This window comes from Xanthomonas sp. NCPPB 1325 (assembly GCF_041477645.2).
Lineage (GTDB): Bacteria > Pseudomonadota > Gammaproteobacteria > Xanthomonadales > Xanthomonadaceae > Xanthomonas > Xanthomonas cannabis.
This window is the reverse complement of sequence record NZ_CM192985.1, coordinates 3,323,643-3,347,041: the sequence shown is the minus strand read 5'-3', so window position 1 is coordinate 3,347,041 and position 23,399 is coordinate 3,323,643. Positions and strand designations below refer to the sequence as shown.

The window sequence follows — 23,399 nt, the reverse complement described above, 5'->3', positions numbered from 1 at the left end:
CGTCATAGTCTAGCCTCGCGAATTCAAGTATGACAGTCGTCATAGATAGCGTGAAATGGCCGTGACTTCGAACCTGATTGAACTGACCGCCGCCGATGGCTACGTACTCGGCGCCACTCGGTATGTGCCAGACATCCCACCCCATGCATGTCTGGTCGTTGCCGGCGCCACCGCCGTACCCCAAGACTTCTACAAGCGCTTCGCCGAGTTTGCCGCCGCCCGGGGCTTCGAGGTCCTGACCTTCGACTACCGGGGGATCGGACGTTCCCATCCCGGCTCCTTGAAGAGCTTCCGCATGGACTTGCTGGACTGGGGGCGACTCGATCTGGCAGCAGCGGTCGATGCTATGGCCCATCCGCAGGTGCCGCTATTCATCGTCGGGCACTCATTTGGCGGCCATGCCTTCGGGTTGCTCCCCAACCACCAGAAAGTGGCAGGCTTTTATGTGTTTGGTACGGGGGCGGGCTGGCATGGCTACATGCCGATGGGTGAACGCCTGCGGGTACTGGCGATGTGGAACCTCGTTCTTCCAGTCCTGACGTGGTGGAAGGGGTACTGCCCTTGGAAGATGCTGGGCATGGGTGAGGATCTTCCCGTTGATGTCTACCGCCAGTGGCGGCACTGGTGCCGCTTTCCCCGTTATTTTTTTGACGACCCTGCCATGTCTGGCATCGAACGTAATTACGCCGAGGTGCGCACGCCGATCGTGGCTGCCAATGCGCTTGACGACCGGTGGGCGATGCCAGCCTCGCGGGATGCCTTCATGGAGGCTTATCGGAATGCACCATTAACGTGCAAGGACCTAAATCCTTCCCAATCCGGCGGCGCGCTCGGACATATGGGCTATTTCCGCCAATCAGCGACATCGCACTGGGAAGACGCGCTGGAATGGTTTGCGGGTCTGTCCCACAGGGCCGAACGGAGATGAACACAGCGCCACACTGACGCTCCTCGCTTCGCTGACTACTTCGCGCCACTTTCGGCAGCAATGCCCTGCTCTAAGCGGCACATCTGCCGCTCTTCGAGCGGCGCCCATATCTACATCTAGATCAGCAAGGGAAGAATTAGCGGACCTTTTTGCTAAGGCGCTTGCGATAAGAAATATAGGAGCAAAGCACGTTACAGCAGTTCAAGCTCGCTCAAGTTTGATTGCACGCTCTGGGCAGGCAGTGACGCATAGGCCACATGCCTCACATGCACTGGCATTCGGCATGAAGGCCTGCTTCCAACCGTGGGCAAAGCCCTTCACCTTGCCAATCCAGGAGAGGCCGTCTCGATCGGACTTGGGAAGGACACCGAGCACGAACACGTCTTTAGGACAGGCGCTGATGCAGTCGCCTTTTCCCTCGCAGCGGTTGCGATCGATGACCGGCACAAACTTGCCAGGCGGATGCTTACACGGCTCAGCCGCGGCTTTCGGTGTTTTTTCCATAGGTCCTTTCTCTGGGTTATGGTTTACCCAGCGGTGCTTTGAAGAGCGGTGCTAAGACCAATTTTACTTCATTGTGGCACCGAGTGCCAGTTGGCGCATTGTGCTCTAATGGCACTAAATGCCATAGATCAGGGCGATTTGAATGACAGAGAAGCACCCCAGCCTTCGTGAAAGGCACAAACAAAGCACTCGAACGGACTTGTCCAACTTCGGACTGGAACTGTTCTTGAAACAAGGCTTCGCCAATACCACCATCGAGCAGATCGTCGAACCCCTGGGCATCGCGCGGCGTACCTTCTTTCGGTACTTCAAGACCAAGGAGGAACTGGTCTTCGCGTGGCACGCAGAGAAGACTGTGGAGTTGGTCGAGGTGTTGAAGAGCAGGCCCGCCAAGGAGCGCCCCTTGGACGCGGTTTGCGCAACCATGGCGACGACCCTCAAGCGCTACGACGCGAATCCAGAGCTTGCCTTCGCTCTGGTACGCCTTCTGAAAGAGACACCGGCCTTGCTCGCCAAGGAATGCGAAAAGCGGATGGACCGGGAACTGGCGCTTGCTGCTGCATTGGTGGAGCGAGAAGGCAAGCAGGGTCTGATCCCCCTCAAAGCGCGCATCATCGTTGGTGCGGTCACGTCAGCGTGGATGGCAGCGCTGGATGAGTGGTATGCCGACGGCGGGCAGGCAGACCTGCGGCCCATCATGGCAAGCGCGTTCGCATTGGTTCACGAGCTGTGATCATCATCCTGGGCGACGCGCCGTATTGTCATTGACCGTGGAGCACTGCCTTGGAGCATGCATGTGCTCCGAAGGCGGCGCTTTCCACGCCGGCTGTTTCGTGTCGTGCCGAAGGCCTTTGCATTTCCTGTCAACAGCCCTCGCAGCGGAGATCGGCTGCGGCCGACAGGAGATGCTCCAGCAGGATGCGGCGTATCTCCAATATCGCCTCTGGCGTTTCCTGCACGCTGTGCCATGACGTGATGACCCTCTCGGATAACGCGCCCTCCAGGTGCGCACTGGCATAGGGCACCACGCCGTCGCTGGACTGCGCCAGTATGTCCTCGGGACGTTCGCGGCCAATGATCGAGTGGTAGCGCACCCTCGGGCTGATCTGCAATTGCGCAGCCGCACGCACGAATGGATCGCGGTCGCTCAGGTTGTCGATGCTGTTCGGGATGTGCAGCGGTTCGCTGCCCTGACCCTGGGGAGAAAGCCGGGCCAGCCGTCTCGTCAGATCGCCCGCCTGCTCCAACATGGCCAGAGGCAAGGTGACGAGATTGGCGGCGTGGCGTGCCAGCCGGTTCTCGGCGAAGGGCGTGCCGCGGTGCGGTGCGGCAATAAAAACGGCGCGTGTGACCTGCGGCATCGGCTGAAACTCCACATATGCGGTCAGATCGCGCTGGAGTTCCGGGTCCGATGCCATGCGCGTTTTCGCTCCCGACGGTAACAACGGCCACATTGCCTGGCCTGCATCGGACACCAACAGCCGCGACAACACGCCACCCATGCTATGGCCGACCAGCACCATGTCGCGTGAGGCGCGGGCCGTGCCCTGGGGGTCGAAGTGGGCCAGTGTCTGTGTCAGCGCCTGCTCGATGGCGTGCCGGTTCAGGGCCAGGGGGGCATTCGTTGGGTAATAGACCTGCCAGATCTGATAGTGCTGGCGCAGCGTCTCGTCGCCCAGCACCTCGTTGGCCACATTGACCCATGCTTCCGGGCTGCTCGCCAGTCCGTGCAGCATGACGACGATCCCCCGTTCCGGGTCATAAGGCTGCATCAACTGGATTTGCGGCCGCACGATGCCGTCGCTCATGCCGAACAGGGTACGCAGCGCTTGTGTGGCGAAGCCCGAGCGCGCGAGCCAAAGGCCATAACCGGCAGTGAAGTTGGCCGCGAGCGGAGCCTGTACCCCGGCCGTGTCGATCTGCTTCGCGCGGTAAGGATCGTAGAGGCGAATATCCACGCGGCGGGTGCCCAGCACCTCTTGCAGGTTCCGGCCCTCGAAGGTGATCAGCGCAGTGATCGCGGGATACCGCATCTCGGTATAAGGCACCGGGGGACTGGTTGGTAGCGGCGGGAGGACCGCCACCAGCGGGGCGCCGAAGCCGTCGCGCCGATAGGTGTTGCGCAGGCCGGAGAAGCGCAGCGAGGAAGCGGTCACCAGCGCCTCTGGCAGCGCCGCACCCTGCGTGCGTGCAAACCCCTCGACGTGGCTGCTTAGACGCCACTGTCCAAGATGGAGGACAGAAGCCCCGGTGTTGCGGGTGGCGGCAACCCGCTCGCGCCAGCGGGCGTTGAACAGGCGTGTCACGGTCTGCTCGACGGCGTAGTTGTAGTAGTCGCGCACTTGGGTCTGGCGGTCCTCGAACGCGCGTTCTCCGGGGCGCCGCTCGGTGAAAAACAGGTAGGCCCAGGCGTGCCGCGCTGCTTCAAGCCACGCGTCCAGCGCCGGGGCTTGCCGGGTCGAGCTGGCAGGCGCCTGGTCGGCCGCGAGTGCCGCTTCCAGCCACAGTTCGGACAGCGCGGACTGGCGCTGCTCCTCGGTGATGCCGCTCGCCTGCGCCAGGGTCTGTCGGCAGGCCTCCTGGCGTTCACGGCAGTCGTCGATGCCGACCACGCGCAGCACCTCCTGCGCGGCCGTGCTCAGCCGGCCCGTGGTGAGCACGTCGCCACGTCGCTCAGCCAGGTACTCCTTGGGTGAGATGGATGAAACGGACACCACCGCGCAGCCTGGCAGCAGCGCGACGAGCAGTACCCACAGCAGTATGTGAAACGGGGGCCGAAGGCGACTCATGAAGCCGCCTCCTGCATATCGGAAAGGTCGCAGCGCGCGGCTCGGCAGCCGAGAGGGTCGGCGTTGGTGGCCTGCGCGCGACCGGGTTCGCACGGCTCAACCGTGGCTCGGGATACGTCTTCCATAGCGCTTCTCTCCCCTGAAGCCAATGAAACGCCGACAGGGGCGGTTCAGCCAAAACTTCAGTCATTGTGACACAAAGTGCCACTTGGCGCATAATGCATTATTGGCACCAAGTGCCAGTTAAGGCAGAATGCACCCATGACACAGAAAAACCCTGGCCTTCGCGAAAGACACAAGGAGAGCACCCGCAGGGAGTTGTCCAACCTCGGGCTCGCGCTGTTTCTGAAGCAAGGCTTCACCCACACCACCATCGAGCAGATCGTCGACCCTCTGGGCATCGCGCGGCGCACCTTCTTTCGCTACTTCAAGACCAAAGAGGATCTGGTCTTTGCCTGGCATGAAGAAAAGACCGTTCAGTTGGCCGACGAGTTGAGGGGCAGGCCCGCCGAGGAGCGCCCCTTGGAAGCGGTCTGCGAAACGCTGGGGACGGTGCTCAAACTCTATGACGCCAATCCCGACATGGCTTTTGCTCTGGTGCGCCTCCTGAAGGAAGCACCGCCCTTGCTCGCGAAGGAGTGCGAGAAGCGGATGGAGCGAGAAGTGGTGCTTGCCGCCGTGCTGGTGGAGCGATACGGCGAACGGGGCCTGAGCCTGCTGGAGGCGCGCATCATCGTGGGCGCGGCGACGTCAGCATGGACGGCCGCCCTGGATGAATGGTACGCCGACGGTGGGCAGGCAAATCTGCGGCCGATCATGGCAAGAGCGTTCTCACTGGTGCGCGAGCTGTGATGGCGACGCTGCACGATCTGACGCATCGCCAAGGTCACCCTGGACCGCGGCTTGGGGCGTGCGTGATGGCCGCAGCGCTTTGCGTCGGTGGTTGCGCGACGCAGCCGCCTTATGCGACGCCACACGTCGATGTGCCGACGGCTTGGGCGAACGCCAAGGCAGGTACGCCCGTCGGTGGCGCCGAGTTGCGCGAGGACTGGTGGACGCATCTGGGCGATCCCGCCATCGACACCCTCGTCGCCTCGGCGTTGATCGACAACCCCACGCTTGCACAAGCAGCCGCACGTGTCGATGAAGCGCGTGCGGGGCTGGGAGCGAGCCGTGCCCGGCGCGCTCCCCAGCTTGGTGGCAACGGATCGCTGTCGCGCGGCAAGTCGCAGGGCCAGACGGGCGGCGCCGAGACAATCAACGCCACTACGGGTTCTTTGGGCGCCAGCCTTGCTTGGGAGCTTGATCTTTGGGGCCGTGCCCGTGCGACGGAAGACGCGGCCCGCAGCCGGCTCGATGCGCGCAACGCGGACGCCGATGACGCCCGGCTGTCCCTGGCCGCGCAGATCGCCGACGGCGTCGTGGCCCTGCGCGCCTGCAACTATTCCCTCGCGATTCGCGGCCAGGACATCGCCTCTCGTGAAACCGAGCTTTCGCTGATCCGTCAGCGCCTCGCGGTTGGCAATGTCGCGCCCGTGGAAGAAGCCAGCGCACTGAGCAATCTTGCCGCCGCGAGAACCAATCGCTTCAGCCAGGAAGAGGCCTGCACGACCCTGGTGGACGCGCTTGCCGCGCTTAGCGGCCGGGAGGCCGCGACGGTACGGCAGCTTGCGATGCAGCCGCCGCTTGTATCGCCCAGCGGTGACTCGTCGCAAGCCGCAGCCATCAGCCGCCCGGCTGGTCCCGCGGCCACCGCCTCCCTCGCGCTCTCGTCGCGCCTGGACCTTCAGGCCATTGTCCACCTCCAGCACGGCGAGGCTCGGCGCCTCGCGATGTCATCTCCCTCCGTGCCGCCCAGTAGTGATTCGTCGGCATCCGCTGCAGTCGAACATCTCGATGATCCCGCGGCCATCGTACCCATCGCGCCGTCATCCCGACTGGATCTGCCGGCAACCGTTCTTCTCCAGCATCCTGCGGTCCGGTCAGCCGAGCGGGAACTCGCCGCCACATATGCCGAGATCGGTGTTGCCCGTGCCGAGCGTCTGCCGCGTGTTGATCTGTCTGCGCTCCTGACGGGCCAGTGGATTCGCGCACTGGGGTCCACGGTCAATTTCGATACCTGGTCCGCCGGCGCCGCGGTGTCCGTGCCCATCTTCGATGCGGGGCTGGGGGCGGCCAACGTCGATGTCGCCGAAGCGCGGTATCGCGCGGCCTTGGCGACCTTGGCAGACACCCTGCGTACAGCGACCCGTGATGTCGAGGACGCTCTGGCTGCGCTGTCGTCGGCGCAGCAGCGCGTGGGCACGTCCCGACAGGCTACCGATGCAGCTCGCATTGCTTTGCAAGCCAACGAAGCCCGATATCGCGCCGGCGCCATCAGCCTGTTCGAGCTGGAAGGCTCGCGACGGCAGTTCAACAGCGCGCAAGAGAGCGCCATTTCGGCTGCTTCCGATCGCGCTCGATCCTGGGTTTCCCTCGTGCGCGCCGCAGGGAATCCGCCACTGTCGGCGGCGGCACCGGAGCCGCCGGTGACCCGAAAGACGACCGATACCCCTATCGCCCGCAACGAAAGTATTCGCAGATGAGCCCAGAACAAGAGCACCCCCGCAATTCGCCCACTCCTGGTCACCTGCGCAGGAACCGGGTCGCGTATGCCATCGGGGCCATCGCCGTCGTTGCGGCGGCGCTGGCGCTCGTCTTCGTGCAGCGCGATCGTAGCCCGGCCGAAGTTACTCCCGCCGCCACGCCAGCGCTCACCGTGACAAGCGCCGCGCCACGCGAGGTGTCCTGGCCGCTGCAAATCAAAGCCACCGGCGCGATTGCCGCATGGGAAGAAGCCAGCATCGGCTCGCAGATCGGCGGCTACCAACTCATCGACGTTCGCGTCAACGTCGGGGACGTTGTGAAAAAGGGCCAGGTGATCGCCCGTTTCGATCGCGCGCTGTTGGAGGCGGAACACGCGCAACTGAAGGCGAATGCCGATCAAGCGGCCGCCAACCGCCAGCGCGGTCTGGCGTTGCAGCGTAGCAGCGCCATGAGCGATCAGGACGTGCTGCAGCTCGTGACCCAATCCAAGACCGCCGATGCCTTGCTCGCGGCCAATGCGCTACGGCTGCGCTACACCGACGTCAGGGCGCCCGATGATGGTGTCATCAGCGCCAGAACGGCGACCCTTGGCACCGTCGTCCCGGTGGGCCAGGAATTGTTCCGGATGATTCGCCAGGGGCGCCTGGAATGGCGTGGCGAGCTGACGGCGGGACAACTGGCCCAAGTCAAGATCGGCCAGGAAGTCACGCTTGAACTTCCCGACGGCAACACCGCGACGGCGACCGTTCGACAGACTTCGCCCGTGCTGGACAGCGCCTCGCGCCTGGCCATCGTCTATGCCGACCTCCGACCAGGTAGCTCGGCCCGGGCTGGCATGTACGCCAGCGGCAGCCTTGGGCTGGGGAGCGGCGCGGCGCTGGTCGTGCCCGCCGAGAGCGTCGTCATTCGCGATGGGCGCAGCCATGTGCTCGCGTTGGCCGACGCCAGCGCAACGCCCCGGGTGTCGCTGCGAAGCGTGACTGTCGGCCGGCGCAATGGCCGGGAGGTCGAGATCACCGACGGGCTTGGCAAAGATGAACACGTCGTCGTCCAGGGCGCAGGGTTCCTCAAGGACCGTGATCTGGTGCGCATCTCCCAAGGCCGTCCGGCAGGAGCGGCCAAGCCATGAACTTCGCCACCTGGTCCATTCGCAATCCCATACCCTCGATCCTGCTGTTCGCGCTGCTGGCGCTCGCCGGATTGTGGGGATTCCAGAAGCTGCCCACGCAGGACTTGCCCGACCTCGATCTGCCGATGGTTACGGTAGCGTTGTCGCAGCCGGGGGCGGCCCCCGCTCAACTCGAAACGGAGGTCGCACGCAAGGTCGAGGACGCGCTCGCGACCTTGAGCGGGCTGAACCATCTGACCACATCAGTCACGGATGGCTTGGTGTCGATCCAGGTGCAATTCGTACTGGAAAAGAATCTGTCGGACGCGCTGATCGAGACCAAGAACGCGGTGGACGGCATTCGCTCCGACCTCCCGCCTGATCTGCTGCAACCGACGGTCAGCGCGTCCAACAGCGTCGGTGCTCCGGTGCTCACCTATGCCATCGCTTCCTCCCGTCTCAGCGAGGAGCAGCTTTCCTGGTTCGTGGACGATACAGTCGCCAAGACCGTGCTCGGCGTGACCGGTGTTGGCCGGTTCGAGCGGCTTGGCGGCATCGAACGCGAGGTTCGGATCGAGGTCGATCCGCTGCGCATGTCTGCCCTTGGCATCACCGCGGCGGATGTCTCCCGAGCGTTGCGCCAGGTACAGCAGCAGTCCTCGGGTGGCCGCGGACAGCTCGGCGGCGAGGAGCAGTCGGTTCGCACGATCGCCACGGTTCGCCAAGCATCGGAGCTTGCGGGCCTGCGGATATCGCTGTCGAACGGCACGAGCTTCAGGCTGGACCAGATCGCGACCATAATCGATGGTCAGGCTGATCCCACGCACGCGGCCTTGCTCGATGGCAAGCACGTGGTCGGCTTCAGCGTGTATCGCGCCAGGGGCTTTGACGAAGTGCGGCTGGCCGAGGGCGTTCGCGAGGCCCTGGCCGGCCTCCAGCAGGCCGATCCGGCGCTCAGCCTGACGGAGATTTCTGGGTCGGTCGGCCAGACGCTGGAGCAGTACGAAGGTTCGATGGCGATGCTGTACGAAGGCGCCATCCTGGCGATGATCGTCGTCTGGCTCTTCCTGCGCGACTGGCGCGCGACACTGATCGCCTCGACCGCGCTACCGCTGTCCATCCTGCCCGCGTTCGCGGCCATGGCCTGGCTGGGCTTCACGCTCAACACCGTCACGCTGCTGGCGCTTGCGGTGGTCGTGGGCATCCTGGTCGATGACGCCATCGTCGAGATCGAGAACATCGAGCGCCACCGGCACATGGGCAAATCGATCCGGAAGGCAGCAGAGGATGCCGTGACCGAGATCGCCCTGGCCGTCATGGCGACCACCATGAGCTTGGTGGTCGTCTTCCTGCCGACCGCCATGATGAGCGGCATTGGCGGCTTGGTCTTCAAGCAGTTCGGCTGGACCGCCGTGATCGCCGTGCTCGCGTCGCTGCTCGTCGCGCGCTTGCTCACGCCAATGATGGCAGCCTACCTGCTCAAGCCCGAGCCGATTCCCGAGAAGGAAGATGGCCGGGTCATGCGCTGGTACATGGCAACGGCGCGCTGGTGCCTGAAGCACCGCAAGACCACCTTGGGCGGCGCGGTCATCTTTCTGGCCGCTTCGCTCGCCCTTGTACCCTTCATCGAGACGGGCTTCATCCCGGCCTCCGACAGTGGCACGACGACCGTGAGCATCGAGTTGCCGCCGGCCAGTTCGATGGCGGACACATTGGCGGTTGCCGAGTCTGCGCGCAAGGCCGTCAGCGATGTGGATGGCATCGCCCACGTCTTCGCCACGGTGGGCACTGCGCAGAGTGCCGGGCCAGGAGGCACGCGTGCTGGCGAGGTTCGGCGGGCGTCGCTCACGCTCACGATGGGGCCGCGTGGCGATCGGCCATCGCAGCAGGTCATTGAGAAAGCTGTGCGAGAGCGCCTGCTCAACGTTGCAGGCGCGCGCTTCGCTGTTGGTGGTGGAGGGCCGGGGGAGAAACTTTCGATCATCCTCGCCAGCGACAATGCCGAGGTGCTCAAGGCGAGCGCAGAGGCAGTGGAATCCGAACTGCGCGACGTCAAGGGCCTCACGGGCATCGCCTCCACCGCAAGCCTGGAACGTCCCGAGATCATCATCCGCCCCGACCCGGAACGCGCGGCCGAGCGTGGCGTGACGACCGCAGCGATCGGCGACGTGGTACGGGTGGCCACGAGCGGCGATTTCGATTCGCAGGTCGCGCGCCTGAACCTGGACAACCGGCAGGTCTATATCCGTGCGCGCATTCCCGATGCAGCACGGCAGGACATTGACACGATCGGCAACATGCGCGTACCGGGCCGCGACGGGCCGGTGCCGCTTGCCAGCGTTGCCAGTCTGTCCGTGGAGAGTGGTCCTGCGCAGATCGACCGCCACGACCGCCTTCGCAACGTCACCATTTCGGCTGACCTGGGGGGCACCGCACTTGGAACGGCGCAAGCAGCAGCCGCCAACCTGCCTTCGATTAAGTCCCTGCCATCCAGCGTGAAGGTGGTCGAGGCCGGCGATGCAGAGATCGTCGCCGAACTCGGCGCGGGCTTCGGTATGGCGCTCGTGGTTGGTGTCCTGTGCATCTACTGCGTGCTGGTGCTGCTGTTTAGGGACTTTCTTCAGCCGATCACCATTCTCTCGGCCATACCGCTGTCCATCGGCGGCGCGTTTCTCGCGCTGCTGGTCACGCGCAGCCAGTTGAGCGTGCCTTCAATGATCGGGCTGGTCATGCTGATGGGGATCGTCACTAAGAACTCCATTCTGCTCGTCGAGTACGCGGTCATCGGCATGCGCGATCGCGGCTTGTCTGTTCACGATGCCTTGCTGGACGCGTGCCACAAGCGAGCGCGGCCCATCGTGATGACCACCATCGCGATGATCGCCGGCATGTTGCCGATCGCGCTGGGGCTTGGCGCAGATTCGAGCTTCCGCCGGCCCATGGCCATGGCGGTGATCGGCGGCCTGATCACATCGACCGCATTGAGCCTGCTCGTCGTGCCTGCCGTGTTCCTGTACGTGGACAAGTTCGAGAAATGGCTGGCATCGCTCGGATTCTTTCGACACACCGAGCGCGCCACCGCCGGCGCGGAAGGCGCTTGAACGATGACACAGCGGCCCTCGCCACGATGCAGCACTCCCGCGGCACGTCCGTCGCCTCCCTTCATGGCGAGCAGCGTGTGGCCGGACTGGTGCGAGACGACGTCGGGTCGTCAAAACGAGATGGAAGTCAGGCAGACGGTGAAGTGCGGCCGTCTGCCGACGGTCCGCGAGCCTATCGGCGCAGTTCGATGGCGCGGTCCGCCAGCAGCCGATCCCCTGCATGGGGAGAGGCATTCTTCACGTTCTCCTTGAAAGGGATCAATCATGTCATCACGCCTTCATTGCGCAGCCCGGCTGCGACGCCAGCCGTCTTATGCGGCGCTGCCGATTCTGGTCGCCGGCATTTTCTCCACTCCCGCCGCCGTTGCTCAGACCGACGATACGAAGAGGTCCGCGAGAGGCCAGGCCATGGCCGAAGCCGAGCGCAGTGAATCGACATGGGGGATCGGCGTCGCCGGTGGCATGCAGTACCGCGTTTACCGGGACTTCGATAACCGCGTGCGTGGCTTGCCGATGATCACCTATGAGAATAAGTGGATTCAGGTGGCCGGCCCTGGCCTGGACGTCAAGCTCCCGTCGTTGGGGCCGGTGTCTTTCAGGCTGCGTGGCCGGTATGCCATGGATGAGTTCGATTCTGGCGACTCGCCGTACTTCGCGGGTATGCGCGACCGGGATTCCAGCTTCTGGGTCGGCGGTGCCGCCATCTGGCGCAGCGGCATTGCCAACCTGTCTGCCGAAGTGCTGACCGATGCCATGAGCAACAGCAAGGGAACGCGGGCGACGCTGCAGATCGATCGGCGTTTCACCGCAGGCCCGATCGGTTTGACACCGCGGCTCGCGGCCGAGTGGGTGGACAGCAAGTACGTGGATTACTACTACGGCGTGAGGTCGGACGAAGCGCAAAGCTGGCGCCCGGCGTACAGCGGCAGTTCCTCGGTCAATACCGAAATCGGACTGCGCGTTGACTGGCAGCCTGTGCCCAAGCACACGGTGTTCCTCGATATGGGCGCCAAGCACATGGGCAGTTCGATCCGCAACAGCCCGCTGGTCGAAAAGAGCACGCAGTACGGCGTGGGACTCGGCTACCTGTATCGGTTCTGAGAAGGCGATTCATGGCATGGCCCGTTGCTGGGCTTTTGCTGTGTTTCGGATTCGACTCGAAATGAGCGGGACGCAGGGCATTGGGAATGTGTGCTGGAGCGCGTTATCTGGCCAGCCACTGCCAACTGCGTTCATCTCGATCTTCTTTTTGTGGGAGGGGTAGCTATGGCAACTCGCAATGGCTCCAGACGTTTCAGGAATCTCGACGGCAGCGCGGCCCCTGGTACTGTGCTGCCGGCATTTCGCATGTTGGTCCTGGACAGCCTAGCCGGGCGTGGCCGCGGTGTTCCAAGAAAAGCACCCGTCCCATGTGTCGAGACCGACCTCGTAGCGATCGCCAGTCCGCCGGGACCGGGCGAAGGCGCTCGCCTCACCTGGATTGGACATGCAAGCTGGCTGGTGCAGCTAGAGGGCAAGTCGTTCCTCATCGATCCGATCTTTGGCGACCTTGCCCTGGGCCCGGGGGGACGAAATGTTCCGGCCGGCGTGCTGCCCGAAAACCTGCCGCCCATCGATGCCGTGCTGATCACGCACAACCACTACGACCACCTCGATCTTCCCTCCGTACAGCAGGTCGGTGCGCCGGTGATCGCCGGGCTGGGCATGCAGGCGTTCCTGGCGAAGAAGGGCATTCCCGCAAGCGAACTGAATTGGTGGGAATCCGCTGAACTTGGCTCCGCCAAAGTGTCTTTTGTGCCTGCTCAGCACTACAGCCGTCGTGGCCTCACCGACGCCAACGAAACGCTATGGGGCGGATTCGTCGTCGAGGGGCCATCCGCCAGCATTTATCACTCGGGCGATACGGGATATTTCGACGGCTTCCGGGAGATCGGTCGTCGCTTTCCGGCGATTGACGCGGCGCTTCTACCGATCGGCGCCTACGACCCGGCATGGTTCATGCGGGCGCAACACATGAATCCAGAGGAAGCTGTCCAAGCCTATCTAGACTTGGGTGCGCGGAGCTTTTTCGCCATGCACTGGGGGACGTTCAAGTTGACCTACGAACCGCTCGATGAACCTCCAGTTCGCCTGGCGGCGGAGTGGAAAAGACTGGGGCTGACTGCTTCAGAAAAGCGGGTTCTCGCCGTTGGCGAAACTGCAGAAGTGCGACGTCCAAATGAATAAGCCGGCTCTACAGCGGCGACCCACGCCGTCACCCACTGCAACGCCACGCCATCATCGCTTTATCGACGGCGCATGCGAACCTGCCATGTGCCAGGCAGAAGTGCCTGGGCTGGAAACGCTGTGTTCCGTTCGCTTGGCGGCGAAGCGCTCTGGCCGCTTGCCGCATGTAGCGAGTGAATCCCCTGCGTGGAAAGGCTGGATGGCGATTGGGGCAATGCTCTGGAGTGGCTCGGCGCTGGCTGAGGAGCGCTGCGACCGCAAAGGCATTGCGGCCGAATCCACGGTGAATCTGCGAATCGACAACGACATGTTCGGCGGCCTCGGGCAGGACCAGGGGTACTCCAATGGCTTCCTGCTCACGCTGGTTTCGCCGAATCTAATCCACCGTGCGGATGACCCGAGCCTGCCCGATATCGCCAGACGGTTGAACCACGCGTTCTCCGGCTTGCAGCCTGGCGGGTTCGATGAGTTGAACATGACTATTGGGCTCGGTCAGACGATGTACACGCCCACCGACCGCGAGCCGCACGAACTGATTGCAGACGACCGGCCTTACGCCGGCGCATTGATGTTCAGCGTGGGCTACAACGCTCGAAAAGGCGACGACCTGCGGACTTCGCAACTACGGTTAGGCATCGTGGGGCCTGCTGCCAAAGCCGGAGAAGTTCAGGACTGGTGGCACGGCGTCATTGGCGTGGACAGGTTCAATGGCTGGGACAACCAACTGCAAAACGAACCTGTGGTGCAGTTCATTCACGAGCGACGAAAGCGGTTCGCGCTGCAGCAGCCTGCCGGGCCATGGCGGTGGGACGCGATTACCCATTGGGGCGGCAGCCTGGGCAACTTCGCCACTTACGCCAACACCGGGATCGAGTTCCGTTTCGGCTATTTGCTGCCGGACGACTTTGGTACAGCGCCAATGCGGCCGGCCGGCGAGAACACATCCCCGATCCGCACGAGCGCGACGCAGGGGTGGCGCGGCCATTTCTTCGTCGCTGCCGATGCGCGTTGGGTCCTGCGCGACATCACGCTCGACGGAAATACCTTCCGCTCCAGCCACAGCGTGGACAAGCGCCCACTGGTTGCAGACATCGGCTTCGGTATCGCATTTACCCATGGCCACTGGCGTTTCGCCTTCGCGCGCTACCACCGGACCCGCGAGTTCGATGGACAGCGCGAGCGACCGGCCTTTGGGAGCTTCACCATTGGCAGGCGGTTCTGATGGAAGAAATCGCGTTCTCGATACAGCGACTAGACCGTCGCGCAGGTGGCCTGACTCAAGGAGAAACGAGGTGAGACCGATGAACTCGAAGTACGTCGTCGTGATGACCGGAGCCACAAGTGGGTTTGGCCAATTCACGCTGCAGGATCTGGCCGCTTCCCCTGACACAAGGGTCATCATAGGCGCTCGTGGAGAAAATCGCGCCGTGCCGAAAGGCGTTGATGTCTTGCCGCTTGATCTTGCCTCTCTGGCCAGCGTCCGCGACTTTGCCGGCGCCGTGATACGGCAGCTTGGGGATGAACGTATTGACATCCTTGTCCTCAATGCAGGCCTGCATGGCACACCCGCCGATCAGCGTAGCGCCGAGGGTTATGGCCTCACGTTCGCCGTGAATCACCTTGCTCACTATCTGCTGGCGCGTCTGCTGCTGCCGCATATCGCTGAGCGGGGTCGAGTGGTGATCACGTCGAGCAACATGCACAACCCGCCCATCAAAGCGATCGGTCCCAAGACGCTCGACCTTCAGGAGTGGGCGTATCCGCCGAAAGGCGGTTCGGGTGACGGCATACGCTCCTACACGGCGTCGAAATTGTGCAACCTCATGACGGCACTGTCCCTGGCCCGGCATGACACGGTGGTGGCGCGCCAGATCGAGGTCATCGCCTTCAACCCGGGCCTAACGGGTGGCGCTGCCGGCCGCGAGGCGTCTGCGTTGCAGAAGGCGCTCCTTAGCATCGTGATGCGCACGATCTTCCCTCTGGTCGGTATCTTCCGCCCCGAGTTCGTGATGAATGCGCCCGAGCACTCGGGTCGGATGCTGGCCGACGTGGCGCTCGGAACGCTTTCCCTGCCGGAGGGGCGCATTTACATCTCCCTCGTCAAGGGAAATCCCACCTTTCCCGATCCCTCGGAGCTGGCTCGCAACCGTGAGGCCCAGGAGCGCTTGTGGCGCGAGAGTGCCGTAATGGTGGGCGTGGAGGAGTCGTCTCCATGAGTTTCTTGAGAGAACCGATTCGCCCAATAGACAACCAAACCGCGAGCTTCTTGTAGTGGACAACCTGACTCACACTTTGGTCGGCGCCGCTTTGGGGCAGGCCGGGCTCAAGCGGCGAACGGCGCTCGCGATGCCGGCATTGATGATCGGCGCGAATCTGTCCGACGTGGATGTCTTGTGTATCGCTTTCGGCGAGGCTCTCTCGTGCAGGCGTGGCTGGACACATGGCCCGATCGGGTTGCTCGTGCTGCCAGCGGTTCTAACGCTCGTGCTGCTGTGGTTCGACAGATGGCAAACCCGTAGAGGTTCACGACCAGGCGCGCGCCCCGCCGTTCAGCCGGGGCAGCTCTTGTTGCTCAGCTATATCGGCGCGCTTTCGCACCCCTTGCTGGACTGGATGAATAGCTGGGGCATCCGGCTTCTGATGCCGTTCTCGGAGCGTTGGTTTTATGGCGATGCGCTTTTCATCGCCGATCCATGGATCTGGCTCGCCCTTGGCATAGGAATCTGGCTATCACGGCGCCGCGAGCGCTCGGGCGCAGGTCGGACATCCAGCCCGGCGATAGTGGCCCTTCTGGTAACCACACTCTATAGCGGCGCAATGGTCGCGAGTGGGCGAGTTGTGGAAGAACGTGTAGCCCGCGAGTTCAAGGAGTCTGGTCTGGGTCAACCGCAGCAGGTTCTGGCGAATCCGGTATTTGCCGACCCGTTCAGGCGGAGGATCGTCGTGCAGACAGAGCATCAGTATGGCTTTGGTGATTTTCGCTGGCTTCCCAACCCTCATGTATCGCTGGACCAGGAACTTGTTTCCTCTCACATGGACCAGTCGGCGATTGCTCTGGTGGCTGGGCAGAGCAAGCAGATGGCCGATTTCCTGTACTGGTCTCGGTTCCCCTTCGCGATGATCAAAGGAAATGGTGAGAACACCAACGTCACTGTTGGGGATGCGCGGTTCGGAACGCGCCCGGATACGGGGGTTTTCTCGGTTAAAGCAGCGTTTCCACTGGAACTGACGAAGCAGAGCGACCCTGAGAGGTTGGTCGATTCGTGTGATAAAAAGTGCCCGGAGAATTGACTCCGCACACTTTGGCGTTCTCACCCTCAGAAATTAAATGCGGATAGCCTCAAGCGCGATCTATAGATTCGGCAAAATCAGAAAATTGGCTTTCACTCCAGGTACGCTTACATGATCAACACGATTCGGCCTGGCGGGCGCCGGCCGACTTCCGTGTCCTTGATCATTGACAGCGCATCGGCAAACGGCGCTTCCAGACCAATGGAAGAACGCAGCTTTCCGTCGCCGGCTAACTTGGCGATTTCCTCCAGATTCTTGAAACCGCCTGTCGAGAACGTCATCCGGTAGCGCCCGGAGATGAGGCCGCGCAGCATCCTGGCCGGAGTCGGATTGATGTCGATGAAGCGGCCCTTGGGCTTGAGCATCGCCAGTCCATCAGCGACGGCCAGCGTACCGAGCGTGTCGAACACCGCGTCGTAGAGGCCGTCGGATGCAAACGAGGCCTTCTCCGAGTAAGGAAACACCGGATTGACGCCAGCAGCCCTCGCTGCAGCGATCGAAGCATCGCCGCACGCGCCGCACACCTGCGCGCCATGCGCCTGCGCGAGTTGGACCGCGCTGCTGCCTACGGCGCCGCTGCAGCCGTGGATGAAGATTCTCGAACCGTGGCCCACGCGCGCGACGCCGACGACGGCCGCCCAGGCGGTTGCCGCCGGGATGGGGAGGCACGCGGCTTCGCTGAACGTGAGCGAGGCGGGCTTGCGGACAATGAGCTTGGCGTCGGCATCGACGACCTCGGCAAACGCACCTTGCCTCTTAATCTCGACCGTGCCGAAAACTTCGTCGCCCACACGGAAGTCGGTGACATCGGTGCCGACTTCTTCCACTACCCCAGCGAAGTCCGAACCCATACCCTGGGGAAACTTCCGTCCGGTGACGAACTTCATGACACCGCGCCGCAGCTTCCAATCCAGCGGATTGATCGCAGCGGCTTTCACGCGCACGCGCACCCGTCGGGCTTCGAGTGGGGGAAGTGTATATTCGGCGAATGCCATCGTCTCGGGGCCGCCGTAGCTGCTGAACTGCACTCTTTTCATGGTGTCTCTTTACCTTTCGGCTGCTTTTGGAATGTCAATGGATCGAGGGGGCGATGCTGGCCGGGAGCGTTCGCTCGTGGAGGTCTTCAACGTGACGTCCTGCGAGATGACGGATGTGGTTGCGGTGTCAAGCATCGCCAGCATCACCGAGGTCTGCCACTCGAAATACGGGTTGAAGGTGAGCCGTGCGTGGATCTTCCCTTCCTCTCGATAGCCCCAGTCCGAGTACCAGACGGGCTCCCCCTTTTCGCAGGCCTGCGTGTCGCCTTCACGCAAGCCGTTCAGGCACAGGCGCAGGCTGCCGCCGTCCCCATAAACAGTGTTAGCGGGAGAGAACGTGACGCTCATGTGCGAGAACTGGCTGATGCGCCATTCGGGCAGCCGGTCCTGCCGGACCAGAACGCGCCGGCGATCCGTCAGTCCGTCCGGCTCGCCTCCGTACCAGACCAAGCGGCTGTCCGGGTGCGTGAAGCGCTGCTGGAAGACATCGAACAGATAGTCGGTATCCAGCACGGAATCGTGCTCGGCAACGACCATGAAGACCGGCTTCTCATAGGCCCGGTCGCGCAGCAGCCGGCGTGCGTTGGCGCTGGTCCGATAGAACTGTGCGAACCCGTTGGACGGGACGTTGAAGTACTTGACGGCGTTCTGCATCGGAATCGTCCCGTCAGGCTTGATGAGCCAGGGCCGGACACGGGCCGCCAGCGGCGCAAGCCAATCGAAGGGCATGCTCTTGAAGCCGGGCGAGAACAGCACCAGTCCTGCGATCTCGGGATGCGAATACGCGTAGTCAAGGACCAGGTTCGCTCCCGTGGAGAACCCTCCTAGGTACACCTCGCCATCGACGTCGCGCTGCAGCGCCATGGCCTGTTCCCAGACCACTTGGCGCCATTGCTCCGCCGTTGTCGTCAGCAAGTCGTCGGGCCGCGTGCCGTGGCCGGGGAGGAGCACCGTTCGCACGAGGAATCCTTGGCTCGCCAGTGGCGGCCCCACGTCGTGGAAGGACCAGGGCGAATCGCCGAGGCCATGCACGAACAGAATCCCTTTTCGCGGACGCGCTCCCGCCTCGGATTCAGCGGGCCGCCACTCCTGTGGGGCATTCCACGCCAACTCGGCATCCCGGTCGGCAAGCTGGAAACTGCGGCCGGCCTGGATTTGAGCGATCGTGTCGCGTCGATACTTTTCAAAGCTCACCGAGCCGACCGGAGACTCGCTGAAATCCACCGTTGCGCACCCGGACGACAGGCTGACTGCTCCGAGAACCACGGCGAGCAGCGCGGCACCTCGCGCTAAGCGCGAGATGACCGAGCGGACGCCGAATTCATGCCAGTTCGGCATGGTCTTCCTCGGTGAGGGAAATGCCACCGGCGGCGACGTTCTCCTGAAGGTGCTCGACGGAGCCCGTGCCGGGGATCGCCAGCATCACCGGGGAGGATGCCAACAACCAGGCCAGCGCGATCTGGGACGGCGTGGCACCATGCCTTCCGGCGACCCGGGCCAGCCGCCCGTCGTCGATCTCCCCCATGCCCCCACCGAGCGGGAAGAACGGGCAGAACGCGATGCCGGCTTCTTCGCAGGCCTTCAGCAGGCTCAGGTCCTCGCGCTTGGCGATATGGAAGTTGTTCTGCACGGCCGCGATCGGGGCGATGGCGCGGGCCTCGTTGAAGTGCCCGATATCGACGTTGCTGATGCCCAGATGCCGAATCAGGCCTTCTGCACGCAGTGCGGCCAGCGCCTCGAAGCGTTCGGCCAGCGACTCGCCGTGAGGCACCGTCATCTCGCCGATGCGCAGGTACACCAGATCGAGACGGTCCAGGCCAAGACTCGACAGGTTCTCTTCGACGAGCCTGCGCATGTCGGCACCGGTGGCCGGTCGATGGCTGCCATCCGGGTTGAACACGACCCCGACCTTGGTCGCGATCACCAGGTTGGACCGATAGGGATACAACGCCTCACGGATGAGCGCATTGGCGCGTACCGAACCATCGGTGCTCTGGTAGAACTCGGCCGTATCGATGTGGTTGACGCCGAGTTCGACTGCGCGGCGCAGCACGGCACGCCCGGTTTCCGGGTCTCGCGCCGGACCACGGAAGCCGTTGCAAGGCAGGCGCATGGCGCCAAAGCCCAGCCGGTTGATGGGCAGCTCTCCGCCAAGGCGGAACTCATTGGTACTGGGAAGCGAAGAATTCATTTCGTGTTCCTGATGGGAGTTGCGTGAGGTTGTCAGGTCGAGCGGGACGCGCGGATCACGCGCAACCCAACCGTTCGACGATCCGGTCGAAGATGTACTCGGTGGCCGTCGCATAACCGCCGATCTGGCAGTGCGACTGCGCCGTCGAGGTCTCGTCGAACAACAGGTATTCCTTGGGGCCTTGCAAGGCGTCGTAGAACGGCTTGGCTCCATGGAAGACCTCGCCGGTGCCGTCCAGCACGAGCGTCTCGCAGGTCACCTTGTCCAGAACGGCCGAGTTGTCGTAGGGCTGGAGGGCCTGCACCACATCCTTGATCGTGTTCGGCACGCCGTGCTTCCAGGCGTAGTCACGCACCAGGTTGCGCATCTGCTCCGGAATCTGGTCCAGCGGGTGGTCAGCGAAGCGCTCCAGTTGCGCGATGATCTGGCGGCCCCAACTGATGTTGCCGGGATCGGTGATGCAGAGCTTGATGCGCTTGTCGAACGCGGCCACGCGCGGCGCCAGATAGCCGCCGAAGCTCAGTCCCATCAGCGCGATGTTGGAGGCGTCGATTTCCGGGAATTTTTCCAGCGCGAAGTCGATCAGCGGGCTGACGACCTTTTCCCAATCCGGGCGGAAGGTGAGATTGTTCAGTCGCAGCGCGAATCCCTGTCCCGGACCATCGTAGGTCAGGCAGTGGATACCCCGTTGCAGCGCGCCTTCGCACACCCAGCGGGTGTCTTCGGCCCAGGTATCCCGGCCAGGCGTGACGATGAGCAGTGGTGCCTTTGCGCCCGCATGGGGCGACCGGTAGAAGTAGCCGGGAAGGAAGTCGCCCTCGTAGGGGATTTCGATGCGCTCGCCGGGGTAGCCCGACAGCTTGATGTAGCGCTCGTAGCACGAGGCGCTGGCGACCGCGTACTCCTTCATGCGCTTGTCCTCGAAGTCGCTGAAATACAGGAGCGCGCAGCGCCAGTAGGTGGAGGCCCGAAGAAAGGCGCTGGCGGCGGTGACGCGCTTGCCTTTTTGGTCAGCCGCTTCGGCCCTGTCCTGCAGCCGGCCTGCCAGCGCGGCCCAGGCACTGACCCAAGCCTCTTCGTCGCTGCCCTTGAGCTGGTGCACCACGTCCATGACCTCGCCGAAATCGGTCATGCCGTAGGGCATCAGGCTCAGGATGTGCTTGATCAGTGCGTCAAGCAGTACGTTGTCATTGAAAAAACCAGGGTCTGCCCAATGCTTTCCGGCCTGTGCTGAAGTCGCCGCGCTGGCCTTTGCGCCGTGTACTTGTTTAGTGTCAAATTTATCTTTCTGATCGATCATGATGTGTGTACCTCATCCTTAATGTTGACAAATTGATCTCGCCTTGGACTCGGCCGGATCGCTCTCTCCGTTGGAGGTAGAGGACCGATTCATGGAGTGAGTGCTAACCCCGGACTAGAAAAATTCAGTTGTTATTTCTTCTCTCTACGCTCCACTCCACGGCTCAATGAGCCATGAAGAAAGGTCTGGACGGCGTGGCCCACAATTCGGTCGATCTCGCTGTTGGACAAAGGTGACGAACGGAGTCCTGAAGCTGCCAGCAGCTTGGCATGGCCGGCTACCAGGCCAATGAAATGTTCGGCAAGCACTTTGGCTGGAACCGCGCCAGACAGGTCTTTTCCCGATTGCTGTTGCGTCTCGATCCAGTCGGAGAGGATCTCGATGGCCTTGCCGTAACTCACTTCCCACATTGCCTGTGCAACATCGGGAAAGCGCCTGCCTTCATTGACTAAGAGACGGTGCAGGGCAAGCGTGCGTGGGGACAGTGCGGACTGTAGTAGCCGCTTGCCGAGCAATGGAAGCACTTCTTCTGGCCCGCCATTCCCGATTCGCAACTGCTCCAGCGGCTTCGCCACGTCTGCGCACAGACTGATCATGGCCTCCTTGAACAGTCCTTCCTTGCCGCCGAAGTGGCTATAGATGTTGCTGCGTGAACCTCCCACGCGGGCGATCAAGTCATCCACGGCGACGCTGTCGAAACCGCGTTCGAGGAATAGCTCAGCCGCAACGGAGATTAGATCCTGAAGGCGTTGTGCGCCCTTTGCGGTTCGATGCTTCGTCGGCGATGTGCGCTGATCCTTTACCACTTCGATTGTCCTTGGCTTCATCGTTTATGTAACGTACTATACAGTACACTTTCGGGCGTGACAACTGCACAGGCGCCAGCCGATAGGAAACATATGCCACCTCCGGCTGTGCGCTAACCAAAGTAAGGACTACAAAATGGAACTACGGCACCTGCGTTGCTTTGTCGCCGTTGCGGAAGAACTCCACTTCGCTCGTGCAGCGGAAAAGCTGCACATCGAGCAATCGCCCCTGTCGCGCACGATCAAGGAGCTGGAGGAAGAACTAGGGGAACAGTTGTTCATCCGCTCCAGCCGAAGCACGCGCCTGACACGGGCAGGCAAGCTGTTTCTAGAGCATGTGCCACGCGTGTTCACGGCCTTGCAGCAAGCGCGCGACAGTGTGAAAGCAGCATCCAACGGCTTCCACGGCCAGTTGAGAATCGCCGTTTCCGACGGCATCACGTCTTCGCGTCTCCCGAGCTTGCTGGCGATGTGCAGGCAGGAGGAACCCGAGGTGGATATTCGGCTTTTCCAAGTGCCGCTGTCACACCAACTCAAGGGCCTGCAAGACGATCTGTACGACTTGGGGTTTGCTCAATCCGATGAAGTGGGTGACGGCATAACCGCCGAGGCCGTATGGAGCGATCCGCTCATGGTGGCTGTGCCCGCGCGGCATCACCTGCTCAAGCACAAGCGAATCCCATTGGATGAATTGCTGCAATTTCCGCTGGTGCTCTGCGATCCGCAGGCGTGCGAGGGCCATGCTCGCCAGGTGGAACGCATGCTGCGTCGATCCGACCGCGAGCCGCTGATCGCAGAACGTGTCGCTTCGTTCGAGCTGATGATGGTGGTGGTTTCCGCTGGCTTCGCCTTGGGTCTAGCCGGCTTGCCGCATATCGTGGCGAGCCGGGAATGCGGCGTGGTGGCCCGGCCATTGGCCGGGCGCTCCCCTATGCTGACCACCTACCTTCTGCGGCGCGAAGGGGAAGAGTCTGAAGTGCTGACTCGATTCGTCGAACGGGTACAGGCAATCGACTTGCCCGAAGGCGCAAGGCCCGTGCCGTCAGCCGAATCTGACCCACAGGAGGAAATCGAGCTATGAAGCGAATGACGCTATTGCTGCTGGCCGGCTTGCTCACGGCCTGCGGCCCATCTGAGACGCCCAAGCAGGCCAACATCCCGACCGTCGAGGAACTGGCTGCCGATCCTGCACGGTTGAAGGAGTTGCGTCAGCAGTGCAAGACCGACCGTGCGACGCTTGGCGACGTACTCTGCAACCGCGTGGCAGAAGCCACGCGCAAGCGGTTCTATGGCGACGGCAACACGCCCTATACCCCGCCGGAGGCGCCACCTAAGTTCTAGTCGCTAGTCCTTCACAAATTATTTTCCCTCTTAACCAAACACGCCGCAGCGCGCTCGCGCCTGCGGCGTTTCTATTGGTTTCGCTCCAGCCTGGAACGATGCTTTTTGCATCATCTTGCTTCCGATAACGGTCTTTGACCGGCACCTACCCGGCACCGATCCTCCCTCTATGCGGCACGTCCCTGTGCCGC

Annotated in this window: 20 protein-coding genes; 13 read left to right on the top strand and 7 right to left on the bottom strand. The window is 62.8% G+C overall.

The genetic code is table 11. From position 1 onward, the window contains the following. Window positions 1–55: 55 nt before the first annotated feature. The gene (locus ACCQ10_RS14265; RefSeq protein ID WP_372361053.1) at window positions 56–928 is read left to right on the top strand and encodes an alpha/beta hydrolase family protein; all 873 of its coding nucleotides are present in this window, start codon (window positions 56–58) and stop codon (window positions 926–928) included. Window positions 929–1,129: 201 nt separating this feature from the next. Here ACCQ10_RS14265 and ACCQ10_RS14260 read toward each other — a convergent pair whose 3' ends face one another. Next, a complete protein-coding gene (locus ACCQ10_RS14260) occupies window positions 1,130–1,432 on the bottom strand; it encodes a 4Fe-4S dicluster domain-containing protein (RefSeq protein ID WP_032805136.1) in 303 nt (100 codons plus the stop codon). Between the two features lie 199 nt (window positions 1,433–1,631). Here ACCQ10_RS14260 and ACCQ10_RS14255 point away from each other — a divergent pair, with 199 nt between their 5' ends. After that, window positions 1,632–2,165 (top strand): TetR/AcrR family transcriptional regulator, encoded by a 534-nt coding sequence (locus ACCQ10_RS14255; protein ID WP_238378495.1) that lies wholly within the window; start codon window positions 1,632–1,634, stop codon window positions 2,163–2,165. A 130-nt stretch (window positions 2,166–2,295) separates the two neighbouring features. Here the strand turns inward: ACCQ10_RS14255 and ACCQ10_RS14250 are convergent, their stop codons facing one another. Further along, complete coding sequence (locus ACCQ10_RS14250; protein WP_372361052.1) at window positions 2,296–4,221, bottom strand: esterase/lipase family protein; 1,926 nt, start codon at window positions 4,219–4,221, stop codon at window positions 2,296–2,298. Between the two features lie 261 nt (window positions 4,222–4,482). On the opposite strand from ACCQ10_RS14250, the gene ACCQ10_RS14245 reads away from it, so the two are divergent. From ACCQ10_RS14245 to ACCQ10_RS14205, 9 genes are all read left to right on the top strand, one after another. Next, window positions 4,483–5,073 (top strand): TetR/AcrR family transcriptional regulator, encoded by a 591-nt coding sequence (locus tag ACCQ10_RS14245; RefSeq protein ID WP_372361051.1) that lies wholly within the window; start codon window positions 4,483–4,485, stop codon window positions 5,071–5,073. After that, window positions 5,073–6,806 (top strand): TolC family protein, encoded by a 1,734-nt coding sequence (locus ACCQ10_RS14240; protein WP_372361050.1) that lies wholly within the window; start codon window positions 5,073–5,075, stop codon window positions 6,804–6,806. Before ACCQ10_RS14245 ends, ACCQ10_RS14240 begins: the two co-directional genes overlap by 1 nt. Next, window positions 6,803–7,936 (top strand): efflux RND transporter periplasmic adaptor subunit, encoded by a 1,134-nt coding sequence (locus tag ACCQ10_RS14235; RefSeq protein ID WP_007704425.1) that lies wholly within the window; start codon window positions 6,803–6,805, stop codon window positions 7,934–7,936. The genes ACCQ10_RS14240 and ACCQ10_RS14235 overlap by 4 nt, the downstream gene beginning before the upstream one ends. Then, entirely contained in the window at window positions 7,933–11,016 is a 3,084-nt protein-coding gene (locus ACCQ10_RS14230) for an efflux RND transporter permease subunit (RefSeq protein ID WP_372361049.1), read from the top strand. Before ACCQ10_RS14235 ends, ACCQ10_RS14230 begins: the two co-directional genes overlap by 4 nt. A gap of 264 nt (window positions 11,017–11,280) precedes the next feature. Beyond that, the gene (locus tag ACCQ10_RS14225) at window positions 11,281–12,117 is read left to right on the top strand and encodes a MipA/OmpV family protein (protein WP_233209862.1); all 837 of its coding nucleotides are present in this window, start codon (window positions 11,281–11,283) and stop codon (window positions 12,115–12,117) included. Between the two features lie 165 nt (window positions 12,118–12,282). After that, window positions 12,283–13,242 (top strand): MBL fold metallo-hydrolase, encoded by a 960-nt coding sequence (locus ACCQ10_RS14220; protein WP_032805126.1) that lies wholly within the window; start codon window positions 12,283–12,285, stop codon window positions 13,240–13,242. A 199-nt stretch (window positions 13,243–13,441) separates the two neighbouring features. Then, window positions 13,442–14,464, top strand: a complete 1,023-nt coding sequence (locus ACCQ10_RS14215) for a lipid A deacylase LpxR family protein (RefSeq protein ID WP_050555886.1) — start codon at window positions 13,442–13,444, stop codon at window positions 14,462–14,464. Between the two features lie 79 nt (window positions 14,465–14,543). After that, complete coding sequence (locus tag ACCQ10_RS14210) at window positions 14,544–15,458, top strand: SDR family NAD(P)-dependent oxidoreductase (RefSeq protein ID WP_032805798.1); 915 nt, start codon at window positions 14,544–14,546, stop codon at window positions 15,456–15,458. 55 nt (window positions 15,459–15,513) lie between these two features. Beyond that, a complete protein-coding gene (locus ACCQ10_RS14205) occupies window positions 15,514–16,533 on the top strand; it encodes a metal-dependent hydrolase (protein ID WP_053531607.1) in 1,020 nt (339 codons plus the stop codon). A 107-nt stretch (window positions 16,534–16,640) separates the two neighbouring features. Here the strand turns inward: ACCQ10_RS14205 and ACCQ10_RS14200 are convergent, their stop codons facing one another. From ACCQ10_RS14200 to ACCQ10_RS14180, 5 genes are all read right to left on the bottom strand, one after another. Further along, window positions 16,641–17,570: an NADP-dependent oxidoreductase gene (locus tag ACCQ10_RS14200; protein WP_032805122.1), complete on the bottom strand. Its 930-nt coding sequence runs from the start codon at window positions 17,568–17,570 to the stop codon at window positions 16,641–16,643. Window positions 17,571–17,579: 9 nt separating this feature from the next. After that, the gene (locus tag ACCQ10_RS14195; RefSeq protein WP_372361048.1) at window positions 17,580–18,908 is read right to left on the bottom strand and encodes an alpha/beta hydrolase; all 1,329 of its coding nucleotides are present in this window, start codon (window positions 18,906–18,908) and stop codon (window positions 17,580–17,582) included. Further along, window positions 18,892–19,761: an aldo/keto reductase gene (locus ACCQ10_RS14190; RefSeq protein WP_007704388.1), complete on the bottom strand. Its 870-nt coding sequence runs from the start codon at window positions 19,759–19,761 to the stop codon at window positions 18,892–18,894. Before ACCQ10_RS14190 ends, ACCQ10_RS14195 begins: the two co-directional genes overlap by 17 nt. A 55-nt stretch (window positions 19,762–19,816) precedes the next feature. Further along, window positions 19,817–21,061: an alpha/beta hydrolase family protein gene (locus tag ACCQ10_RS14185; protein ID WP_372361047.1), complete on the bottom strand. Its 1,245-nt coding sequence runs from the start codon at window positions 21,059–21,061 to the stop codon at window positions 19,817–19,819. Window positions 21,062–21,192: 131 nt separating this feature from the next. After that, a complete protein-coding gene (locus ACCQ10_RS14180) occupies window positions 21,193–21,888 on the bottom strand; it encodes a TetR/AcrR family transcriptional regulator (protein ID WP_049874103.1) in 696 nt (231 codons plus the stop codon). 115 nt (window positions 21,889–22,003) lie between these two features. On the opposite strand from ACCQ10_RS14180, the gene ACCQ10_RS14175 reads away from it, so the two are divergent. Further along, a complete protein-coding gene (locus ACCQ10_RS14175) occupies window positions 22,004–22,948 on the top strand; it encodes a LysR family transcriptional regulator (protein WP_372361046.1) in 945 nt (314 codons plus the stop codon). Then, window positions 22,945–23,208: an EexN family lipoprotein gene (locus tag ACCQ10_RS14170; RefSeq protein WP_038862368.1), complete on the top strand. Its 264-nt coding sequence runs from the start codon at window positions 22,945–22,947 to the stop codon at window positions 23,206–23,208. Before ACCQ10_RS14175 ends, ACCQ10_RS14170 begins: the two co-directional genes overlap by 4 nt. Window positions 23,209–23,399 lie beyond the last annotated feature (191 nt).